The following is an 18865-nucleotide window of genomic DNA, read 5'->3' on the forward strand; positions in this document are numbered from 1 at the left end:
GATGACGGGTGGATTCTTCAAAGTCGAGTGTCCGGACTGCGAGAACGAGCAAATCGTCTTCGGGAAGGCCTCCTCGGAGGTCGCCTGCGCCGTCTGCGGGACGACGCTCGCGCGTCCGACCGGCGGCGAGGCGGAGTTCACGGGTGAGGTCGTCGAAACCGTCGAGGCCAGATGAAGTACGTCGGCTGGCCCGAGGAGGGCGAACTCGTCGTCGGCAAGGTCGACGACATCGAGGACTTCGGCGTGTTCGTCGACCTCGAAGAGTACGAGGACAAGCGCGGCCTCGTGCACGTCAGCGAAGTGGCCAGCGGCTGGATCAAGAACGTACGCGACCACGTCAACGAGGACCAGACGGTCGTCGCGAAGGTGCTGGACGTCGACGAGTCCGCCCAGCAGATCGACCTCTCGCTGAAGGACGTCAACGACCACCAGCGCTCGGACAAGATTCAGGAGTGGAAGAACGAGCAGAAGGCCGACAAGTGGCTGACGCTGGCGTTCGGCGAGGACATGGACGACGACCAGTTCCGCCGCATCGCCAACGAGCTCCTCGGTGAGTTCGGCAGCCTCTACGAGGGGTTCGAGCAGGCCGCGATTCACGGCTACGAGGCCCTCGAGAAGACGGACCTCGACGACGACGAGCAGGACGCCATCGTCGAGACCGCACGCGAGAACGTCTCCGTGCCGTACGTCACGGTCACGGGCTACGTGACGCTGACGTCGCCGGACGCCGACGGCGTCGACGACGTGAAAGAAGCCCTGCAGGCCGCCGAGGGGAACGGCGAAGTCCCCGACGAGGCCGACCTCGACGTGACGTACGTCGGCGCGCCCGAGTACCGGATTCGGGTGCAGGCGCCGAACTACAAGACCGCCGAGGACCAGCTGGAAGCCGCCGGCGCCCGCGCCGTCGAGGAGATCGACGCGCAGGGCGGCGAAGGGAACTTCCACCGCGAGCGCCAGCTCGAAGAGGAATGAAGTCCGACATCCGGGTGTGTTCGGCGTGGCGCGAGCGCCACGACCGCCCGGTGTACACGCTTTCTGCGGAGTGTCCGGACTGCGGCGCCGACGCCGTCAACAGCGCGCCGGCGCCGTTCGACCCCGAGGACCCACACGGGCGGTACCGACGCGCTCTTAAGGAACGCAGCCGCCCCTAGGGTATGGACGAAATCGACATCGCGTGGGAGTCAGAGCCGGAGCTGGACGACCCCGTGTTCGTCGAGGGACTGCCCGGCGTCGGGCACGTCGGGAAGCTCGTCGCTGAGCACGTCGTCGAGGAGGCCGACAGCGAACTGGTCGCGCGCGTGCACAGCGAGCACTTCCCGCCGCAGGTCACGGTCGGGGACGACAGCGTGGCTGAGCTGGCGAACGCCGAGATTCACGCCGTGGACACGGCGGGCCGTGACCTCCTTGTGCTGACGGGCAACCACCAGGCGCAGGACAACGTCGGCCACTACCGCGTCACCGAGGCGGTCCTCGACGTCGCCGAGGAGTTCGGCGCGAGCGAGCTGTACGCGCTCGGCGGCGTCCCCACGGGCGAACTCGTCGAGGAGCACGACGTCATCGGCGCCGTCTCCGACGAGGACCTCAAGGAGCGCCTCGAAGACGCGGGCGTGGAGTTCCGCAGCGAGGAGCCCGCGGGCGGCATCGTCGGCTCCAGCGGCCTCCTGCTGGGCCTCGGCGGCCGCCGCGGCTTCGACGCCGCGTGCCTGATGGGCGAGACGTCGGGCTACCTCGTGGACCCGAAGGCCGCGAAGGCCGTCCTCGCCGTGCTGGAGGAGATGCTGGGCTTCGACCTCGACGAGGAAGCCCTCGACGACCGCGCCGACGAGATGGAGGAGGTCGTCAGCCGCCTCCGCGAGATGGAGGACGGCCCCAGTCCCGGCGGCGAGGAAGACCTTCGGTACATCGGCTGACGGACGCGGCGCTGTTTTCGACCGCTGGACCTAACCCCGCGTAGCGCCGACTGGGGGGCGTGAGCGACACTCCCTCGTGGCTGGCGTTCGGTGAGCGCGCCGCGTACCTCCCGGAGGCGGACGCGCTCGTGCTCGCGGACGTCCACGTCGGCCGGGACGCGGCCTCCGACGTCGCTCTGCCGCTGGGGGAGCGCGCGGACCTCGTGGAGCGCCTCGACGCCCTGCTCGCGGAGTTCGAGCCGGCGACAGTCGTGGTCGCGGGCGACCTCCTGCACGTCCACGGGAGCGTCCCCGAGGGCGTCCGCGAGACCGTCGGCGCCATCGAGGCGGCCGTCCGCGAGGCAGACGCTACGTTCCGCGTGGTGCGCGGGAACCACGACGCGATGCTGGACGCCGTCGGTATCGACGCCGAGGAGTCGGTCGTGCTCGCGGACGGCACCGCAATCTGGCACGGCCACGACGACCCGCCGGTGGACGCCGAGCGGTACGTCGTCGGCCACGAGCACCCCGCGGTCGAAATCGAGGGCGCGCGCCACCCGTGTTTCCTCTACGGGCCGCGCCAGCACGACGGCAGCGACGTCGTCGTGTTGCCGGCGTTCACGCGGCTCGCCCCGGGGACGCTCGTGAACGGGCTCCGCCGGGACGACTCGCTGTCCTCGATGCTGTCGGACCCCAGCGGCTTCCGGCCGGTCGTCGTCAGCGACGGGGAGACGCTGGCGTTCCCGGCGCTCGGCGAGTTCCGCGGCCTACTGTAGGTCCGCGCTGACGGCGTCCGCCGCCGCTTTTCCGCTCTCCAGCGCGCCGTTAATCGAGGAGTCGTGGGTGTAGTCGCCGGCGAGGTAGACCGGGCCGTCGGGGTCGCGGACGTCCGGGAGCGACTCGTGGACGCCCGGCGGCTGGGCGAACTGCGCGAACGGCAGGCGGTCGGTGCGCAACACCTCGAAGTCGCCCAGCGACGCCGCCGGGTACCACTCGGCGACGGTCTCCCGGGTCCGGGTTTCGAGGTCGCCGTCGGACTCCGCGCGGACGCCGTCGCGGGCGTCGTCGTGGCCGACCGTCGTGGCGGCGACGAGCGCGCGGTCGTCGGGCGCGTACTCGGGGGCGACGCCGGATAGCGGCGCGACTGTCGTCGGCACTTCGCCGTCGGCGTTCAGGTGGATGCGGTCGCTGTCCGCGAGCGGGTGGCCAGCCGGGACCGCGAAGTACTGGGTGACGCAGCCGCGGGCGTCGGTCGGAATCGCCTCGACGCCCGTGAGGTCGCGGCTGGCCTTCGGGTCCGCGGCGACCACGACGGCGTCCGCCTCGACGGTCTCGCCGGGAATCTGGACGGTCACTTCGCCGTCCCCAGCGGCGAGGTCCTCGACGGGCGCCTCGGTGACGACGCGGGCGTCCTGCTCGACTGCGCGGTCGGCGAGCTGGCGCGTGATGGCGCCCATCCCGCCCGCCGGAATCACGGTCTCGCCCTCAGAGAGCATCTTGAACGTGAACTCGAAGATGCGCTTGGAGGTGTCGAGGCCGCGGTCGAGCGTGATGCCGCCGTAGAACGGGCGCACGAACCGCTCGACGTACCGCTCGGAGAAGCCGTACGTGTAGAGGTGCTGTTCGATGGTAGCGTCGGGTTCGGCGAAGATTTCCCCGACGGACTTCGCCTTGAGGTCCGCGCGCAGCCGGAGCGTGCGGAGCTTGTCCATCGTCGAGACCTCGCTGTTGAACAGCGTCTGCGTGAGCGCGCCGGGCTCCCGCAGGGGGTCCGCGAGCACGGAGCGCCGGTCGCCCCGGCAGATGGTCGCGCCCGGCGAGAACGCGCGCAGGTCCAGCGCGTCGAAGTCCAGTTCGCGGCGCGCCGCGGGGTACGCGGTGAAAAGCACCTGGAAGCCGCGGTCGAAGACGTAGCCGTCGCCGCGCCGCGAGCGCACGCGCCCGCCGACGTCCTCGTTGCGCTCGAACAGCGTCACGTCGAAGCCGTCCGCGGCGAGGTGGCGCGCCGCGGTGAGCCCGGCGAGCCCGCCGCCGACGACCACGACCCGAGAGTCAGACATATCCGAGTGTTCGCCCGCGGGCGACAAGAACGTGCGGGCTCTCGGGGCGGCCGCGCCGGAAGGGACAGGGCTTTTCGCGCCCGCTGTGAAGGCCCGCACATGGAGACGACGCCGGCCTTCGAGGGGCTTCGGTGCGTAGACTGCGAGGAGACGTTCGACGCGGCCGAGGCGACCCACCGCTGTCCGGACTGCGGGGGCATCCTCGACCCGACCTACGACTACGACAGCCTCGACGTCACCCGGGAGACCTTCGAGTCGCGGCGATTCGACTCGATGTGGCGCTACGAGGAGCTGCTGCCGTTCTCGCGGGACGCCGCGGTGTCGATGGGCGAGGGCGCGACCGCGCTCGTGGAGTGCCCGACGCTCGCCGACGAGATGGGCGTCGGTGAGGTGTACGTCAAAGACGAGGGCCGCAACCCGACGGGGACGTTCAAGGACCGCGGGCAGACGGTCGCCGTCACCGCCGCCGCTCAGCACGGCGCCAGCGACGTGGCGCTCGCGTCCGCGGGCAACGCCGGGCAGTCGGCGGCCGCGTACGCGGGCCGCGCGGGCATCGACTCGCACGTCTTCCTGCCGTCGCGCTCCGGCTTCGCGAACAAGGCGATGGTGAACGTCCACGGCGGGGACATGACCATCGTGGAGGGCCGCATCGGGGACGCAGGGGCGGCCTTCGACGACGCGATGGACGAGCACGACGACTGGTACTCGGTGAAGACCTTCGAGACGCCGTACCGACACGAGGGCAAGAAGACGATGTACTACGAGACCGCCGAACAGCTCGACTGGGAGACCCCCGACCACGTGGTCTACCCGACCGGCGGCGGCGTCGGCCTCGTCGGGATGCACAAGGCGGCGAAGGAGCTCCGCGACCTCGGGCTCACCGACGACCTCCCGGCGATGTACGCCGCGCAGGCGGAGGGCTGTGCGCCCATCGTCCGCGCGTTCCAGGAGGGCCGCGACGTCCACGAGCCGTGGGACACCCCGGACACCATCTGCGGCGGCATCGAGATTCCGGACCCGGGCGCCAGCCCGCTCGTCCTGGAGGCGCTCCGGGAGAGCGACGGCGGCGCGGTCGCCACCAGCGACGAGGCGATTCTGGACGCGGCCACGCAGGTCGCGGCTCACGAGGGCTTGGAGATGGGCGCGACGTGCGCGGCCGCCGCGTCGGGCGCGTCGGCGCTCGCCGAGGACGGCGCGTTCGGCGAGGACGACACCGTGGTCATCCTGAACACCGGCACGGCGAACAAGGACGCCGACGTGTTGCGCTCGCACCTGATGAGCAAGGGCATCTGACAACGAACAGAAGTCTGACACGCGTCCACTCCGGAAAATATCAACTACAAAATCAGATAATATCTGGCCACGTTACCCGATTTTGGGCGTCGAACGCGTCTGTTAGAGCGAAATCTTAATACGTTCTGGGGGAGTCCGAATGTACGTATGTCAAATCAGCAATCACGCAGGCGGTTCCTTCAAGCGGCCGGTCTGACCGGCGTCGCGGCACTCGCCGGCTGTCTCGGTGGCGGCAGCGACGGTAACCGGCTCTCGTGGCACGCGGGCGGACAGGGCGGCACGTACTTCCCGCTCTCCAACGAGTTCAAGACGGTCGTCGAGGACAACACCGACTACACGCTGAACGTCCAGTCCACGGGCGCCAGCGTCGAGAACGTCGGTAGTCTCGCGGATACGGACGCCGACTTCGCGCTCATCCAGAACGACATCGCGTACTTCGCGAAGAACGGCACCGGCATCGACGCCTTCCAGGACGACCCCGTCGAGAACCTGATGGGCGTCGCGACGCTGTACCCCGAGACCATCACGCTCGTCACGCTGGAGAGCACGGGCATCGAGACGGTCTCGGACCTCTCCGGCGCCACCGTCAACACCGGCGACCTCGGCTCCGGCACGCAGGTCAACGCGCTCCAGATTCTGGAGGCCGTCGGCGTCGATGACTTCGAGGAGCAGAACGCGTCGTTCTCGCAGGCCGCCGACCAGCTCCGCAACGGCGACATCGACGCCGCGTTCGTCGTCGGCGGCTGGCCGGTCGGCGCCATCGCGGACCTCGCGAACACGAACAACCTCAACATCGTCCCCATCGACGGCGAGAACCGCGAGGCCGTCAAGGACTCGGCGTCGTGGTTCGCGAACGACACCATCCCCGGCGGCACGTACTCTGGCGTCAGCGAGGACGTCGAGACGGTCTCCGTGCAGGCGATGATTGCGACCAATGACAGCGTCGACGACAGCACCGTCGAGGAGGTCACCGCGGCCATCTTCGACAACGTCGACGACCTCACCATCAAGACGGACTTCATCGGCGCGGACAGCGCACAGGACGGGATGTCCATCGAACTCCACCCCGGCGCGGCCGCGTACTTCGACCAGTAACGCCCGACTCGCGGCGGCCGCTGGCCGCCGCTTCGAACCGCGTTTCACTCGTCACGACCCCACACAGATGACACTACAGACGTCCCCATGAGGCGGACGCGCGTCGCCGTCCTCGCCGTCGTCGCTCTCGCGGTCAGCTCGGTCGCGGTCGCCGCGGTGGCGCCCGGCGAGACCGTCCTCGTCGTCGAGGACACCGAGACCGGCGAGCAGTACCTCGACGCCCCGGTCGAGGACGGCACCACGGTCGCACTCGAGTACACGCACAGCGTCGAGAAGACGCGCGTCTACGACGGCTACACGGTCCGTGGCGACCGCCTGGAGATGACTCGCATGGCGTTCGAGTCCTACGGCTGGGGGTTGCCCAGCGGCGCGAACGTCACCCGGGAGAACGGGACGTTCGTCTACGACCCGCCCGGCAACACGACGCGGCTGACGGTCGCTCCGGGTCGCGTGGCGAAGCACAAGCTTCACGTCGGCGATGAGACCTACGACCTCGTAGCGCTGACGGACGCCGAATCAGTCGACGTTCACGTCGTCCACCGTTCGGTGTTGGCGGACGCACTCGACGCTATCCATGTCTGAACACCCAACCGACTCCCCGGCCGAGGACGCCGAATCAGTACTGCAGGAGATAGAACGCAAGCGCAGCTTACGCGGCTGGAGCGTGATAGCCGTCGCCGTCGTCGGCGTCGCGTTCTCCGTCTTCCAGATGTGGCTCGCGGCGCGCGGCTCCGAGCTCTCGGTCACGCTCCCGCTCGTCGGCGAGTTCGTGCTCGCGCGGCTCCAGCTCCTCCAAACCAACGCGGTCCACGTGGCGTTCGCGCTCGTGCTCACGTTCCTGCTGTACCCCGCGAGCACGGGTGACGGTCCGGTCGCGAGGCGGTGTGTCGCGTTCGCCGCCGCGCTCGACGACCGGCTCGGCGCCTCCCATCCCGTCACGCGCGGCGTCCGCCGCGTCGGCGCGTTCCTGGCGTGGGCGATGGTCGACCGCGACCTCGACCGCGTCGCCCCCGTCGACGTCGTCTTCGCCGCGGTCTCGGCGCTCACCGCCGTCTACTTCATCACGGACTTCGCCGAGATTCAGGAGATGCGCCGGTTCGGGCTGGAGGCCGGGCGGCCCGCCCCCGAGGTGTGGCTGGGCTACCTCGACGCGCTCAGCTTCGTCGTGGAACCGCTGGCGTCCCTATTGGAGCCGCTGGCGTTCCTGCTCGGCCCGCTCGCGGACACCTCCTACGCGTTCGTGCTGGGCGTCGTCGGCGTCCTGCTCGTGCTGGAGGCGACCCGCCGCGCCATCAGCCTCTGGCTGATGGTCATCGTCGGGCTGTTCATCGTCTACGCCCGGTTCGGATTCTACATCCCACAGGACGCCGCCTACGTCGGCGTGCTTTCGATTCCGTCGTTCTCGTGGCCGGACATCGTCCAGAACCTCTGGTACAACACCGAGAACGGCGTGTTTGGGATTCCCGTGACGGTCTCCGTGCAGTTCATCTACATCTTCATCCTCTTCGGCGCGTTCCTGGAGATGTCCGGCGCAGGCCAGTGGTTCATCGACCTCGCGTACGGCGCCACCGGCACCCGAAAGGGCGGCCCCGCGAAGGCGTCCATCCTCGCCTCCGGATTCATGGGCACCATCTCCGGGTCCTCTATCGCGAACACGGTGACCACGGGCGCGTTCACGATTCCGCTGATGAAGAAGTCCGGCTACCGGCCGGAGTTCGCGGGCGGCGTCGAGGCCTCCGCGTCCTCGGGCGGCCAGATTCTCCCGCCCGTGATGGGCGCGGCGGCGTTCCTCATCGTCCAGTACACGCAGACGCCGTTCGCGGACGTCATCGTCGCCGCCACCATCCCCGCTGTCGTGTTCTTCTTCGGCGTCTGGGTGATGGTCCACTTCGAGGCCGTCAAGCAGGGCATCGGCGGCCTCGACAAGTCCGAGCTCGTGGACATCCGCTCGCACCTCCGGTCGGGGTGGTTCTACCTCCTGCCGCTGGGGCTGCTGTTGTACTACCTCATCATCGAGCGGCTGTCGGTCGCGCGGTCGGCGTGGTTCACGGTCGTCGCCATCGGCGCGCTACTCGCGCTGGTCGCCGCGTACGGCGACGAGACCCGCGGCATGCTCGCGGTCGTCTTCGCGGCGCTGGCCGGCGGGACGTTCCTCTCGGAGCTGCTGGTCGGCGGCGGCATCCTCGCCGCGCTCACCGGCGGCGGGAGCGGTGCCCAGCCGGCGGCCGCGGCGTTCGCCGCCGTGCTCGGTGACATCGGCTGGCTCGCCATCGCGGCCGGCGTCGTCACGATGCTGGTGCGGCCCGGCCTCGATGCGACCGTGCTGAACTTCGACGAGGCCGTCGACGACGCCGCCGAGACGACCGCCGGTGCGGTCAACCGCCCCGGTCTCGCGTCGAACGCGCTCTACCGCTACGGCACGTTCGTCGCGAAGTCCATGGAGGACGGCGCGCGCACGGCCGTCCCGGTCGTCGTCGCCGTCGCCGCCGCCGGCATCATCCCCGGCGTCATCAGCATCTCCGGCCTCGGCCCGAACCTCGTCTCGCTCATCCGGTCGGTCGCCGGCGGGTCGCTGGTGCTCGTGCTGTTCATCACCGCCGTCTCCTCTATCATCCTCGGAATGGGGATGCCGACGACGGTGACGTACATCATCCTCTCGGTGCTGCTGGCGCCCGTGTTGACGCCGTTCGGCGTGCCGGAGCTGGCCGCACACCTCTACATCCTCTACTTCGGGGTGATAGCGGACATCACGCCTCCCGTCGCGGTTGCCGCGTACGCCGCCTCCGGGGTGGCGAAGTCGGACGCCTTCCAGACGGGCATCGAGGCGTTCAAGCTCTCCTTGAACAAGGCCATCGTGCCGTTCGCGTTCGTCGTCACGCCCGGCATCGTGATGCTGCGCCGCAACCCCGGTGACCTCCCGGTCGGCGAGCAGTTCAGCGTCGTCGGCGTCGCTGACCTGCTGGACTTGAGCTACTCCGTCCCCGAGATTCTGCTCCCCGTAATCGGCGTCTTCCTCGGAGTCATCGCGCTCGCCGCGACGGTCATCGGGTTCGTCTACACGGACGTGAGCGGCGTCGAGCGCACCGCGTTCGCGGTCAGCTCGCTACTGTTGATGGCGCCGTCGCTGGTCGTCACCAGCGCCTTCGACGTCCTGGGGCTGTTCGGCGTCGCCACCGGCGCCGTGCCGCTCGCGCTCGACCTCGCGCTCCGCGGCGTCGGCCTCGTGTTGTTCGCCGCGCTGCTCGCGCGCAACCGCCGCGAGAGCACCGCTGCGACGCCCGCGGACGCCAGCGACCCGGCCTGACTCACTTCCACTCCTTCCTCAGCCGAGCGCGTACAGTCCGCTGTCGTCGTTCGCGGCGACGAACACGCGCCCGTCGGTCGCGCCCGCGACGTACCCCCAGTCCGTCGGCAGCGTGACCCGCCACTGCTGCGTCCCGTCGGCGGGGTCGTACGCCGCGACGACGGTTCCGTCGGCCGACGCGCCCCACGTCGCGTACACCAGCGACCCCGCCGCGGCCAGCGAACTCGGGCGCGCCGGCAACGACTCCCTCCAGACGGGGCCGTCGAAGTGCTCGTCGAAGCCCGCGAGCCGCGGCCCCGCGGCGGCGACCGCGCGGTCGCCGGCGACTGTCAGGCCGTCGAACCACGCGCCCGGGAACGTGTGGCGAACCGCGACGCGACCCTCGGACAGCGAGACGGCGGACAGCACCGCGCCCAGCCCTCGAATCCCGGCGCCGACGTGCGCCCACCCGTCCCGGACCGCGAGTCGCTCGACGGTCCCGGGGACGCCGAACTGCCACTGCACGTCGCCGCTGTCGGCGTCGTATGCGACGACCGTCGACCGGGTCCGCGCCGTGGTGTCGTCGTCCCGCGGCCGGTGACGGTACGTGTACGCGGCGACGACCGTGTCCCCCTCGCAGGCGACGGCCGGCACGTGGTCCGCGTGAGCGGCGCCGCGGGACCACGCGGTTCCCCCGCCGGGTCGTGCAGCGGCTATCGTGTCGGAGCCCGCGTCACCGAGAATTCGGCCGGCGGCGAGTGCGGTCGGCGCCACCTTGGCGCCGGTCCACGCGCGCTCGCCGGACTCGCGGTCGAGCGCGACGAGACCGCCGTCCATCGAGTCCGCGACGACGGCGTCGCGCGTGAGCAGCGGCTGGCCGTAGTAGCCGGCGTCGTCGCGCCAGCGCACGCCGCCGTCCGGCGCGACGGCGACGACGGCGTGCGTGTCGACAACGAAGGCGCCGCCGTCGGCCGTGAAGACGGCGCCCTCGTACTGCGGGAAGTCGGTGTCGCGCCACTGTCTCGCGGGCGCGGCGGTGACGGCGGCCGCGTCGCTGGCGCGGGTCCGCCGGCTCCCGCCGTGTCTGGTCGCCCACGCGTCGGACGCACCGGTCGCGTCCGGACGGCTCTCCCGGAGGGGGCCGCTACAGCCGGCGACTGCGCCGGTCGCGAGGGCGGCGGTGCTGGCGAGGAGGGCGCGCCGGGTGCGGGGCATACGCGGGACTGTCAGGCGGACACTACAGGTAACTTGTCCTTCGGCGCCCCCTCGCGCTCACAGTTGGCCTCCGCCAACTATTTGTTTAGACGCGTCTAAAACACGACAAGGAATGCTCTCGGACGTCATGGAGGACTACCTGAAGGCGGTCTACGTGCTCCAGCGCGAGCGCGGCCCGCCGGTGAAGACCTCCGCCATCGCCGACTACCTCGACGTCACGCCCCCGACGGTCACCAGCATGGTCGGGAAGCTCGAAGACCGCGGGCTCGTCGCCCGCGAGAAGTACAAGGGCGTCGAACTCACCCCCGAGGGCGAGACCGTCGCGCTGGAGGTGCTTCGCCACCACCGCCTGCTGGAGTCGTTCCTCGCGGACCACCTGGACTACGAGTACGACGAGGTCCACGACGAGGCCGACGCGCTCGAACACCACATCAGCGAGGAGTTCGAGCGCCGGCTCGCCCGGAAGCTCGACGACCCCGCCGTCGACCCGCACGGCGACCCGATTCCCAGCGCCGACCTCGAACCCCCCGAACACCCTGAGACCACCGCGCTCGCGGACCACGCCGCCGGCGACCGCGTCGTCGTCGCGCGCGTCGACGACCGCAACTCCGAGGAGCTTCGCTACCTCAAGGACGCCGGTATCCAGCCCGGCACCGAACTCGCCGTCCGCGAGCACGCCCCCATCGGGCTGTTCGTCGTCGAGGCCGACGGCGAGGACGTCCACCTCCCGGACCGCGTCGCGACCGTCATCCGCGTGCGCGCAGCCGACGACGACGCCGAGGTGACCGAGGCGTGACCGGCTTCGCGGAACTGGCCGCCATCGCGTTCGCCGCGCAGCTGGCCGCCCTCCCCGGCGAGAAAGTCCAGTTCATCATCGCCGGGCTGTCCACGCAGTACGACCCGAAGGTCGTCGTCGCCGCCGCCACCTCCGCGTTCGCCATCTGGACCGCCATCGAAATCGTCGTCGGGAACGCGCTCCGCAGCGCGCTGCCCGGCGTCTACCTCGACGCCATCACGGGCGTGCTCTTCTTCGTGTTCGGCGTCGTCCTGCTGCGCTCGATGCCCGCCGAGGGCGAATCCGGCCCGATGCAGGGGGACGGCGGCGTCGTCGCGCTCGGCGGCCGCTTCGAGCAAGCCACCATCTTCGGGCGCGCCATCCCCACGTACTTCGGCGGGTTCGTCCCCATCTTCGCGATGATGTTCGCCGGCGAGTTCGGCGACAAGACCCAGATGGTCACCATCGGACTGGCCACCCAGTACGGCGCCGCGCCCGCCATCTGGGTCGGCGAGATGGCCGCCATCGTCCCCGTCAGCCTGCTGAACGCGATGTTCTTCGCGCGGTTCTCCCGGAGCTTCGACGTGCGCCGCGCGCACGCCGCGGCCGCCGCGCTGTTCTTCTTCTTCGCCGGCGACGTCGCGCTCCAGCTCCTGTTCGACGTCTCCGTCTGGGAGGCCATCGTCGCGACGGTCGCCCGCCTGCTCCCGGTGTCGCTGACGCCGTAACCGGCGTCTTTTTCTCCGGCCGCGACTACCTGTAGCCGTGTTCGACGCCGCCGTCTCCGTGGTCGCCGGGCTCGCGCTCGGGCTGTCGCTGGCCGCGCCGCCCGGCCCGATGAACGCCGTCATCGCCGAGGAAGCCGTCACCCGCGGCTGGCGCGCGGGCTTCTTCGCGGGGCTGGGCGCGATGACTGCCGACGCGTGCTTCTTCGCGCTCGCGCTCGTCGGCGTCGTCGCCTTCATCCAGGACGCGCCCACGGTGCGGACGCTGATGGTCGGCGTCGGCGGCGTGTTGATGCTCTACTACGCGTACGGCGCGTTCCGCGACGCTGGCTCGTTCTCCGACGCCGAGCCCGCCGAGGGCCGCGGCTTCCGGAAGGCGTTCGTGCTCGCGCTCACCAACCCCTACCAGGTGACGTGGTGGCTGACCGCCGGCGTCGGCCTGCTGAACCCGACCGAGTTCTCGGCGTTCGGCGTCCAGCTCTCCGCCGCGAACGGCGCGCTCACCATCGCCGGGTTCTTCGCCGGCATCCTCGTGTGGGTCGCGGGGTTCCCCGCGTCGCTGCGCGCGGCCGGCGAGCGCGTGGACGCGTTTGGCACGGTCGTCGCGTACGCCAGCGCGGGAGTGCTGGCGCTGTTCGGCGTACTCTTCCTGAGAAGGGCGGCCGGGCTGTAGCTACTCGCGCATCCCCGGCACTTCGGCTTCCAGCCACTCCCGGAACCACCGCACGCGCTTGACGCGCTGGTGGGCGATGGAGTCGGCGGTGTCGCTCTCCACGCGCTCGGCGGCGGTCTCCCCTCGTTCGAGCACGCGGTCTATCATCTCCGCGGCGTCGACGTGCGTGCGGGCCTCGTAGCCCATCCGCAGCAGCATCAGCGCCGCGCCGTTTGCGCCCGCCTTGTCGAGGACGTCGGCCTCGATGAGACACCGCGTCTCCAGCGGGAGTTCCGAGAGGTCGCCCTGATGGGAGTGGTCGGCGATGGCCGCACACACTTGGTCGACGAACGACGGCGCGAAGTCGCCGTGGGTCTCCAGGTACTTCCGCGCGATGCGCGCGCCCTCGTCGGCGTGTTCCTCCTGTTCGGCTTCCAGTTTCGCGATGTCGTGGAACAGCGCCGCGACGCGGACGACGTCGACGTCCGCGCCCTCCTCGCTGGCGATGCGCTCGCCGAGGTCGACGACGTTGCGGATGTGCGTGAACCGGTACTCCGCGGAGTGCCACGGGTACCACCGCATCCGCCCGCCGTCGTCCTCGTTCTCCACGCTGGCTTCGAGGTAGTCGCGGACGAACGCCGCCATCTCGTCGAACTGCGACTCGGAGACCGGCGACTCCTTTATCTCGACGCCCACGGTCTCACCTCCGTTAGTCGGCGTACACGTACAGTCATTACTACAATGAAGGCTTGTTTCTCTCTTTAGCCTTTTGCAGGCCTCCCGAGACCCAGTGAGTCACTCGAGGTCGTAGTCCGCGACGGCGGCCTCGCAGTCCCGCATGGCGTCGAAGCGCTCCTCGTCGGGGTCGTCGATGGCGACGGACTCGACCTCCAGCCAGCCGTCGTCGTACACCAGCCCCGTCACCCAGTCGTCGGTGCCGAGGATGACGCGCTCGGTGATGACGACGGGCTCGCGGGTGTCGGCCTCGACGGCGTCCTCGCGGTCGACGGGCACCACCAGCGAGAACGCGTCGGCGTGGTTGAGCGCGGTGACTTCCTGCTGTCGCAGCGGCCGGTCCGGCAGCGACTCCAACGTATCGCTCATACCGGCTGGAGGCGGCCGCGACGGTTAGGCCGTTCGCTCCGCGGGCTCCCGAGACCTATTTATTCACCTCGCTGGAACGCACACAAAACATATATACTGACACTTCATCCCCTCCAATCGAGATGCCGCTCTGCCAGAACTGCGAGTCGTTCGTCACCAAGGACTACGTCCGCGTGTTCACGCCGCCCGGCGTCGAACAGCCCCGCGTCTGCCCGGACTGCCCGGACATGGTGCGGGACGGCGCGGACGTCCGCGAGGCTCGCGCGACCCGGTCGTAACGAGCATCAGCCGCATCGGCTTCTCTCCTGCCCTCCACCACGCGGTACCGCTGCTCGCGCCCGCCGCGTCGCTGGCACCTACTGCGCGTCCGCGATTTCCTCGACCAGTTCCACGCCCGTGAACTCGAAGCGCGCGCCGCCCTCGGCGCTGTCCGTGACCTCGACCTCCCAGCCGTGCGCGTCCGCGATCTCCTCCACGATGGCGAGCCCGAACCCCGTGCCGTCGTCGCTGGTCGTGTACCCGTGCCCGAAGACCGCCTCCCGTTCCTCGGCGGGGATGCCGCGGCCGTCGTCCGCCACGTAGAACCCCGAGGCGTCGTCGAGCACGCCGACGCGAACCGTGACGTCGTCGCCGGCGTGCTCCACGGCATTCCGGGCGAGGTTCTCGAACACCTGCTGGAGCCGGTCGCGGTCCCCGCGAATCGCGAACTCGTCGACGACCGCCAGCGACCCCGACTCGTCGACGACGCGCTCCCAGCACTGCTCGGCGACCGCCGCGACGTCGACGCGCTCGCGGTCGGTCACCGCCTGCCCCTCGCGCGCGAGCGTCAGCGTGTCCTCGATGAGCGTCTCCATGCGGTCCAGCGCCTCCGCGACCGCCGCGAGGTTCTGACTGTCGCCGTCCTCGCGAGCGAGTTCGAGGCGACCGCTCGCGACGTTCAGCGGGGCGCGGAGGTCGTGGCTGACGATGGTCGCGAACTCCTCGAGGCGCTGGTTCTGTCGCTCCAGCTCAGCCGTGCGCTCGCGGAGCCGGCGCTCGGACTCCAGGCGCGTGAGCGCCTCGCGGGCGTGCCCCGCGAGCAGCTCCGCCAGCTCCCGGTCGGTCGCGCCGAACGCCTCCGGCTCCCGGGAGACCGCCTGAAACGTCCCGATGTCCGCGATGGGCGTCGTCAACGCCGACCGGTAGTCGGGGTCGGCGGGCGTAATCTCGTACTCCCGGAGGTCGTCGGCGACGATGGTCTCCTGCCGGCGGTACGCCCGCGTCGCGAACGTGTCCTCGTCCAGCGGCGTCACCTCCCAGTACCCCTCGGTGTCGGCGTCCAGCGACCACGCCGCCTGCACGAGCGCGTCGCCCTCGTGGATGTCCACGGCCACGAGGTCGAAGTCGAGGATGTGCTCGGCGGCGTCCACGAGAATCTCGTACACCTCGCCGTTCGTGTCGGCCGCTTCCAGGTCCGTTGCCGCGTCGTGCAGCGCCGCCAGCGCCTGCCCGCGCTCGCGGTCCTCCGTGACGTCCCGCACCGTGCAGACGAGTTCGTCGTTCTCGGTCTGGGCCAGCGTGTGGTCCTCGACGAACGTCTCGCCGTCCGCCCGCAGCCCCGTCGTCTGCCCGCTCCACACGCCCGTGTCCCTGACGTGCGGGAGGATCTCGTTCTCGACGCGCGACACCGCGCCGTCGGGGTACAGGATTCGCCAGTGCTCGCCGACGAGATCGTCGGCCTCGTAGCCGTAGAGGTCGGCGTACGCCTCGTTGACGTACATGAACTCGCCGTCCGCGTCGAGGATGCTGATGCCCTCCTCGGCGGCCTCGATGGCGTCCAGCTGGCGCTGCCGGTGGGCGTTCGCGCGCGCCGTGTCCACGTAGTTCAGCACGCGGTTCGCCAGAATCGTGTACTGGTCGGTGCCCGCCTCCTTCTGGAGGTAGTCGGTCGCGCCCGCGGAGATGGCGTCGCTGGCGACCTCCTCGGAGCCCTTCCCGGTGAAGAGGATGAATGGAAGGTCGGGATAGTCGTCGCGGACGGCTTCGAGGAACTCGATGCCGTTCTTCCCCGGCATGTCGAAGTCGGAGACGACGCAGTCGACGTCGTCCTCGGCGAGAATCCCGCATCCGTCGCTGGCGTCGGCGGCCGTCACGACCTCGATGCGGTCGTCCTCGCGTTCGAGGAACTCGCCGGCCATCTCCGCGAACCCCGGCTCGTCGTCGACGTGGAGGACGCGGATGGTCTCGGTCATTGTCCTCCGTACGCGCTACAGATTAACGGGTCTGCCGGTCCCCTCAATCGACGTCCGCGCTGCAGCCCTCGCAAAAGTGTAAGAAATTTGACAGTAGTCCCGGGCGGATTCGAACCGCCGTCATGGGCTCCAAAGGCCCATATGATTGGCCACTACACCACGGGACTGCAACCGACGGTAGCCGGCGGGAACACAATAAGATTGCTTTTCGCGGGCTGTGGAGGAGTCCCCGCGCCGCCTCAGTCGTCAGCTTCGATGCCTTCCTCGACGAGCAGGCCGCACGCGTCGGCGTCGGCGTCGAAGCACTCCGGACACTGCGGCTCGCGGTCGATAATCATGTCGAGGCGGTCGGCGACCGTCTCGTCGATGACCGGTTCCAGCTGGCGGGCTTCCGCGCGGAAGTCGTCGACGTCGAGGACGTTCGCGAGGAAGCGCTCGAGGATGCAGTACGTCTGCAGCGCCTCGCGGGCGCGGGCTTCGCCGTCGTCGGTGACGGACGCGCCCTTGTACTTCTCGTGGGTGACGAGTCCGCGGTCCTCGAGCTTCCCGACCATCTCGTTGACGCTCGCGGGGCTGACGCCGAGGCGGTCGGCGAGTTCGCCGGTCGCCGCGGGGCCGTCCTCGAGCTGTTCGACGAGGAAGATGGTCTTCAGGTACTGGTCGGCAGTGTTCACGCGACACACCTCCGGCGTTGAGTGGGTTCGTTCGTGCTCATGCGCGGGCCTCCATCAGTTTCGCGACTTCTTCGACGCCCTCCGCTTCGGCGTGGCGAATCTCCCGGAGCGTCTCCAAGACCGACTCGCGGTCGACGCTGAACGACGCCTCGCTGGCCTCGACGGCGTCGATGAGGTCGTCGTAGAACTTGTACGCGGTCTCCTCGCCGTGGAGCTGGTCGTAGAGCACGCCGTCGAAGTCCTCCGGGCCGGTCTGCCCGTAGCTCCCCGCGACGAGCTCCTTGACGTCCTCGAAGGGGATGCTGTCGGCGTCGAGGGCCTCGACGAGCGATTCGAGCCGGCGGCGGTGTTCCGCGGACTCCTCGCTGGCTTCCGAGAGCAGCGCCTCGATGGCTTCGTCGCGCTCCGCGGCGGGCAGCGACTGGTAGTGGCGGTGCGCGCGCGCCTCCACGACTTCCTCGAGGACGATGCCGATCTGGAGGAGGCGCGCGAGCTGGTCGTCGGAGTCGACGCGGGCCGCGACCGTGCTCACGGCACACACCTCGACGGCGGTACTCCGGTCATACTACTCGTAACTGAGAGAGAAGCGGACTTAAACCGTTCCCTCCGACGACGGCGCGTCGGTGCCGTCCTCGGAGCGAGCGCCTACTGCAGGCGCTCGTGGATGCGCGTCTGGAGGTCCTCGCGGAGCTCCTCGACTTCGACCTCTTCGAGCACCGGCACGAAGAAGCCCTCCACGAGCATGTCCGTGGCGAGCTGCTCGGGGACGCCGCGGTTCTCCATGTAGAACAGCGTCTCCTCGTCGACCTGGCCGACGGTCGCGGAGTGGCTGGCCTCGGTGTCGTGGTTGTTGATGATGAGCTTCGGGGAGGCGTCGGCCTCGCTCTCGTCGCTCAGCATCAGCGTGTTCTCGCGCTGGTAGCTGGACGTGTCCCAGGCGTCCTTCCCGACGTCCTGGACGCCCTCGTACACCGAGCGCGCGTCGTCGTCGATGACGCCGCGCGTCACGAGGTCGGCGGTCGTGTGTTCGGCGCGGTGCCAGACCTTCGAGTCGAGGTCGAAGTGCTGGCCGTCGTGGCCGAAGAACGCGCCGACGATCTTCGTCTCGCTGGAGTCGCCGTTGAGCTCCGTGGAGACGCTGGTCTTCGTCAGGCGGCTGCCGAGGTTGCCCTCGATCCAGTCGACCGTGCTGTAGGTGGTCGCGTCAGCGCGCTTGACGGTGTAGTTGTACGTGTCCTCGTCGAAGTCCTGCAGGCTCCCGTACTGGACGTAGGAGTTCTCGCCCGCGTCGAGTTCGACGACGCCCGAGTAGTAGCGGCCGTCCTCGACCTCGGCGGCGTCCTCGGCGGTGTCCTGGCGCTCCAGAATCGTCACGGAGGCGTTGTCCTCGGTGACGACGAGCGTGTAGTTGAACAGCGACCGGGAGGTCATCGACGTCCGAATCGTCACGTCCTCGGCGTCGACGCCCGCGGGCACGTAGACGACCGTGCCGGTCGTGAACAGCGCCGTCGAGAGCGCGGTCAGGCGGTTCTGCTGGGGGTCGACGATGCTGCCGAAGTGCTCCTCGACGAGTTCGGCGAGGTCGTCGTCCTGCAGGGCCTCGTGGAAGGACGCCACTTCGACGTCCTCGGGGCCGACCTGGTCTTTCTGCTCGGTCTGTCCGAGCGGGTCGACCAGCGCCTCGAAGTCGAGGTCCTCGAGGTCCGTCCACTTGCGGCCCGGCGTCTCGATGACGTTCGGGTAGTCGAGGTCGTCGAGCGCGTCGAGGGCGTCCAGTCGCGTCTGGAGCAGCCACTCGGGCTCGTCGCGCTCGTCGGCGAGCTGCCGTACGGTCTCTTCGCTGATGTCCTGGTGCAGTTGCGCGCTCAT

General features: G+C 69.7%; 21 protein-coding genes and 1 tRNA gene. 13 read left to right on the forward strand and 9 right to left on the reverse strand.

The window, feature by feature from the left end; all coding sequences use genetic code 11:
• The first annotated feature begins 1 nt into the window (after position 1).
• From HHUB_RS03690 to HHUB_RS03710, 5 genes are read left to right on the forward strand one after another with little or no spacing between them, the layout of a single operon-like run.
• Positions 2–175 carry a 30S ribosomal protein S27e gene (locus HHUB_RS03690; protein WP_059056252.1) on the forward strand — a complete coding sequence of 58 codons (174 nt, stop codon included), beginning with the start codon at positions 2–4 and terminating at the stop codon, positions 173–175.
• On the forward strand, positions 172–972 hold the full coding sequence (locus HHUB_RS03695; RefSeq protein ID WP_059056253.1) for a translation initiation factor IF-2 subunit alpha: 801 nt from the start codon (positions 172–174) through the stop codon (positions 970–972). Before HHUB_RS03690 ends, HHUB_RS03695 begins: the two co-directional genes overlap by 4 nt.
• Positions 969–1151 carry an RNA-protein complex protein Nop10 gene (locus HHUB_RS03700; RefSeq protein WP_059056254.1) on the forward strand — a complete coding sequence of 61 codons (183 nt, stop codon included), beginning with the start codon at positions 969–971 and terminating at the stop codon, positions 1149–1151. The genes HHUB_RS03695 and HHUB_RS03700 overlap by 4 nt, the downstream gene beginning before the upstream one ends.
• A gap of 3 nt (positions 1152–1154) precedes the next feature.
• Positions 1155–1910 carry a proteasome assembly chaperone family protein gene (locus tag HHUB_RS03705; protein ID WP_059056255.1) on the forward strand — a complete coding sequence of 252 codons (756 nt, stop codon included), beginning with the start codon at positions 1155–1157 and terminating at the stop codon, positions 1908–1910.
• A 59-nt stretch (positions 1911–1969) separates the two neighbouring features.
• Positions 1970–2665, forward strand: a complete 696-nt coding sequence (locus HHUB_RS03710) for a metallophosphoesterase (protein ID WP_059056256.1) — start codon at positions 1970–1972, stop codon at positions 2663–2665.
• Here the strand turns inward: HHUB_RS03710 and HHUB_RS03715 are convergent.
• The gene (locus HHUB_RS03715; RefSeq protein ID WP_059056257.1) at positions 2657–3949 is read right to left on the reverse strand and encodes an NAD(P)/FAD-dependent oxidoreductase; all 1293 of its coding nucleotides are present in this window, start codon (positions 3947–3949) and stop codon (positions 2657–2659) included. The genes HHUB_RS03710 and HHUB_RS03715 overlap by 9 nt on opposite strands.
• A 99-nt stretch (positions 3950–4048) precedes the next feature.
• Here HHUB_RS03715 and HHUB_RS03720 point away from each other — a divergent pair, with 99 nt between their 5' ends.
• From HHUB_RS03720 to HHUB_RS03735, 4 genes are all read left to right on the forward strand, one after another.
• Positions 4049–5242, forward strand: coding sequence for a threonine synthase (locus HHUB_RS03720; protein WP_059056258.1), 1194 nt, complete (start codon positions 4049–4051; stop codon positions 5240–5242).
• A 147-nt stretch (positions 5243–5389) separates the two neighbouring features.
• Positions 5390–6337 carry a TAXI family TRAP transporter solute-binding subunit gene (locus HHUB_RS03725; protein WP_059056259.1) on the forward strand — a complete coding sequence of 316 codons (948 nt, stop codon included), beginning with the start codon at positions 5390–5392 and terminating at the stop codon, positions 6335–6337.
• An 87-nt stretch (positions 6338–6424) separates the two neighbouring features.
• The gene (locus HHUB_RS03730) at positions 6425–6919 is read left to right on the forward strand and encodes a DUF1850 domain-containing protein (RefSeq protein WP_059056260.1); all 495 of its coding nucleotides are present in this window, start codon (positions 6425–6427) and stop codon (positions 6917–6919) included.
• Positions 6912–9641 (forward strand): TRAP transporter permease, encoded by a 2730-nt coding sequence (locus tag HHUB_RS03735; RefSeq protein WP_059056261.1) that lies wholly within the window; start codon positions 6912–6914, stop codon positions 9639–9641. Before HHUB_RS03730 ends, HHUB_RS03735 begins: the two co-directional genes overlap by 8 nt.
• An 18-nt stretch (positions 9642–9659) precedes the next feature.
• On the opposite strand, the gene HHUB_RS03740 is transcribed toward HHUB_RS03735, so the two are convergent.
• Positions 9660–10835, reverse strand: a complete 1176-nt coding sequence (locus HHUB_RS03740; protein ID WP_059056262.1) for an outer membrane protein assembly factor BamB family protein — start codon at positions 10833–10835, stop codon at positions 9660–9662.
• A 112-nt stretch (positions 10836–10947) separates the two neighbouring features.
• On the opposite strand from HHUB_RS03740, the gene HHUB_RS03745 reads away from it, so the two are divergent.
• The 3 genes from HHUB_RS03745 to HHUB_RS03755 are packed head-to-tail and all read left to right on the forward strand — an operon-like array spanning position 10948 to position 13008.
• On the forward strand, positions 10948–11631 hold the full coding sequence (locus tag HHUB_RS03745; protein WP_059056263.1) for a metal-dependent transcriptional regulator: 684 nt from the start codon (positions 10948–10950) through the stop codon (positions 11629–11631).
• Positions 11628–12338, forward strand: coding sequence for a TMEM165/GDT1 family protein (locus tag HHUB_RS03750; RefSeq protein ID WP_059056264.1), 711 nt, complete (start codon positions 11628–11630; stop codon positions 12336–12338). The genes HHUB_RS03745 and HHUB_RS03750 overlap by 4 nt, the downstream gene beginning before the upstream one ends.
• Before the next feature lie 37 nt (positions 12339–12375).
• Positions 12376–13008: a LysE family translocator gene (locus tag HHUB_RS03755; protein ID WP_059056265.1), complete on the forward strand. Its 633-nt coding sequence runs from the start codon at positions 12376–12378 to the stop codon at positions 13006–13008.
• Here the strand turns inward: HHUB_RS03755 and HHUB_RS03760 are convergent, their stop codons facing one another.
• Together HHUB_RS03760 and HHUB_RS17220 are read right to left on the reverse strand one after the other, a co-directional pair.
• The gene (locus HHUB_RS03760; protein ID WP_059056266.1) at positions 13009–13683 is read right to left on the reverse strand and encodes an HD domain-containing protein; all 675 of its coding nucleotides are present in this window, start codon (positions 13681–13683) and stop codon (positions 13009–13011) included.
• A gap of 99 nt (positions 13684–13782) precedes the next feature.
• Positions 13783–14091: a hypothetical protein gene (locus tag HHUB_RS17220; RefSeq protein WP_059056267.1), complete on the reverse strand. Its 309-nt coding sequence runs from the start codon at positions 14089–14091 to the stop codon at positions 13783–13785.
• 122 nt (positions 14092–14213) lie between these two features.
• On the opposite strand from HHUB_RS17220, the gene HHUB_RS17005 reads away from it, so the two are divergent.
• Positions 14214–14369, forward strand: coding sequence for a DUF7563 family protein (locus tag HHUB_RS17005; protein ID WP_169793386.1), 156 nt, complete (start codon positions 14214–14216; stop codon positions 14367–14369).
• A 78-nt stretch (positions 14370–14447) separates the two neighbouring features.
• On the opposite strand, the gene HHUB_RS03770 is transcribed toward HHUB_RS17005, so the two are convergent.
• The 5 genes from HHUB_RS03770 to sufD form a co-directional block, all read right to left on the reverse strand.
• Positions 14448–16322, reverse strand: a complete 1875-nt coding sequence (locus HHUB_RS03770) for a hybrid sensor histidine kinase/response regulator (RefSeq protein WP_059056268.1) — start codon at positions 16320–16322, stop codon at positions 14448–14450.
• A gap of 94 nt (positions 16323–16416) precedes the next feature.
• A tRNA-Gln gene (locus tag HHUB_RS03775) sits at positions 16417–16489 on the reverse strand.
• Positions 16490–16561: 72 nt separating this feature from the next.
• Positions 16562–16996, reverse strand: a complete 435-nt coding sequence (locus HHUB_RS03780; RefSeq protein WP_059056269.1) for a metal-dependent transcriptional regulator — start codon at positions 16994–16996, stop codon at positions 16562–16564.
• Positions 16997–17033: 37 nt separating this feature from the next.
• On the reverse strand, positions 17034–17528 hold the full coding sequence (locus tag HHUB_RS03785) for a rubrerythrin (RefSeq protein ID WP_059056270.1): 495 nt from the start codon (positions 17526–17528) through the stop codon (positions 17034–17036).
• A 113-nt stretch (positions 17529–17641) separates the two neighbouring features.
• A complete protein-coding gene (sufD, locus tag HHUB_RS03790) occupies positions 17642–18865 on the reverse strand; it encodes a Fe-S cluster assembly protein SufD (RefSeq protein WP_059056271.1) in 1224 nt (407 codons plus the stop codon).

It is taken from the genome of Halobacterium hubeiense, assembly GCF_001488575.1.
GTDB lineage: Archaea > Halobacteriota > Halobacteria > Halobacteriales > Halobacteriaceae > Halobacterium > Halobacterium hubeiense.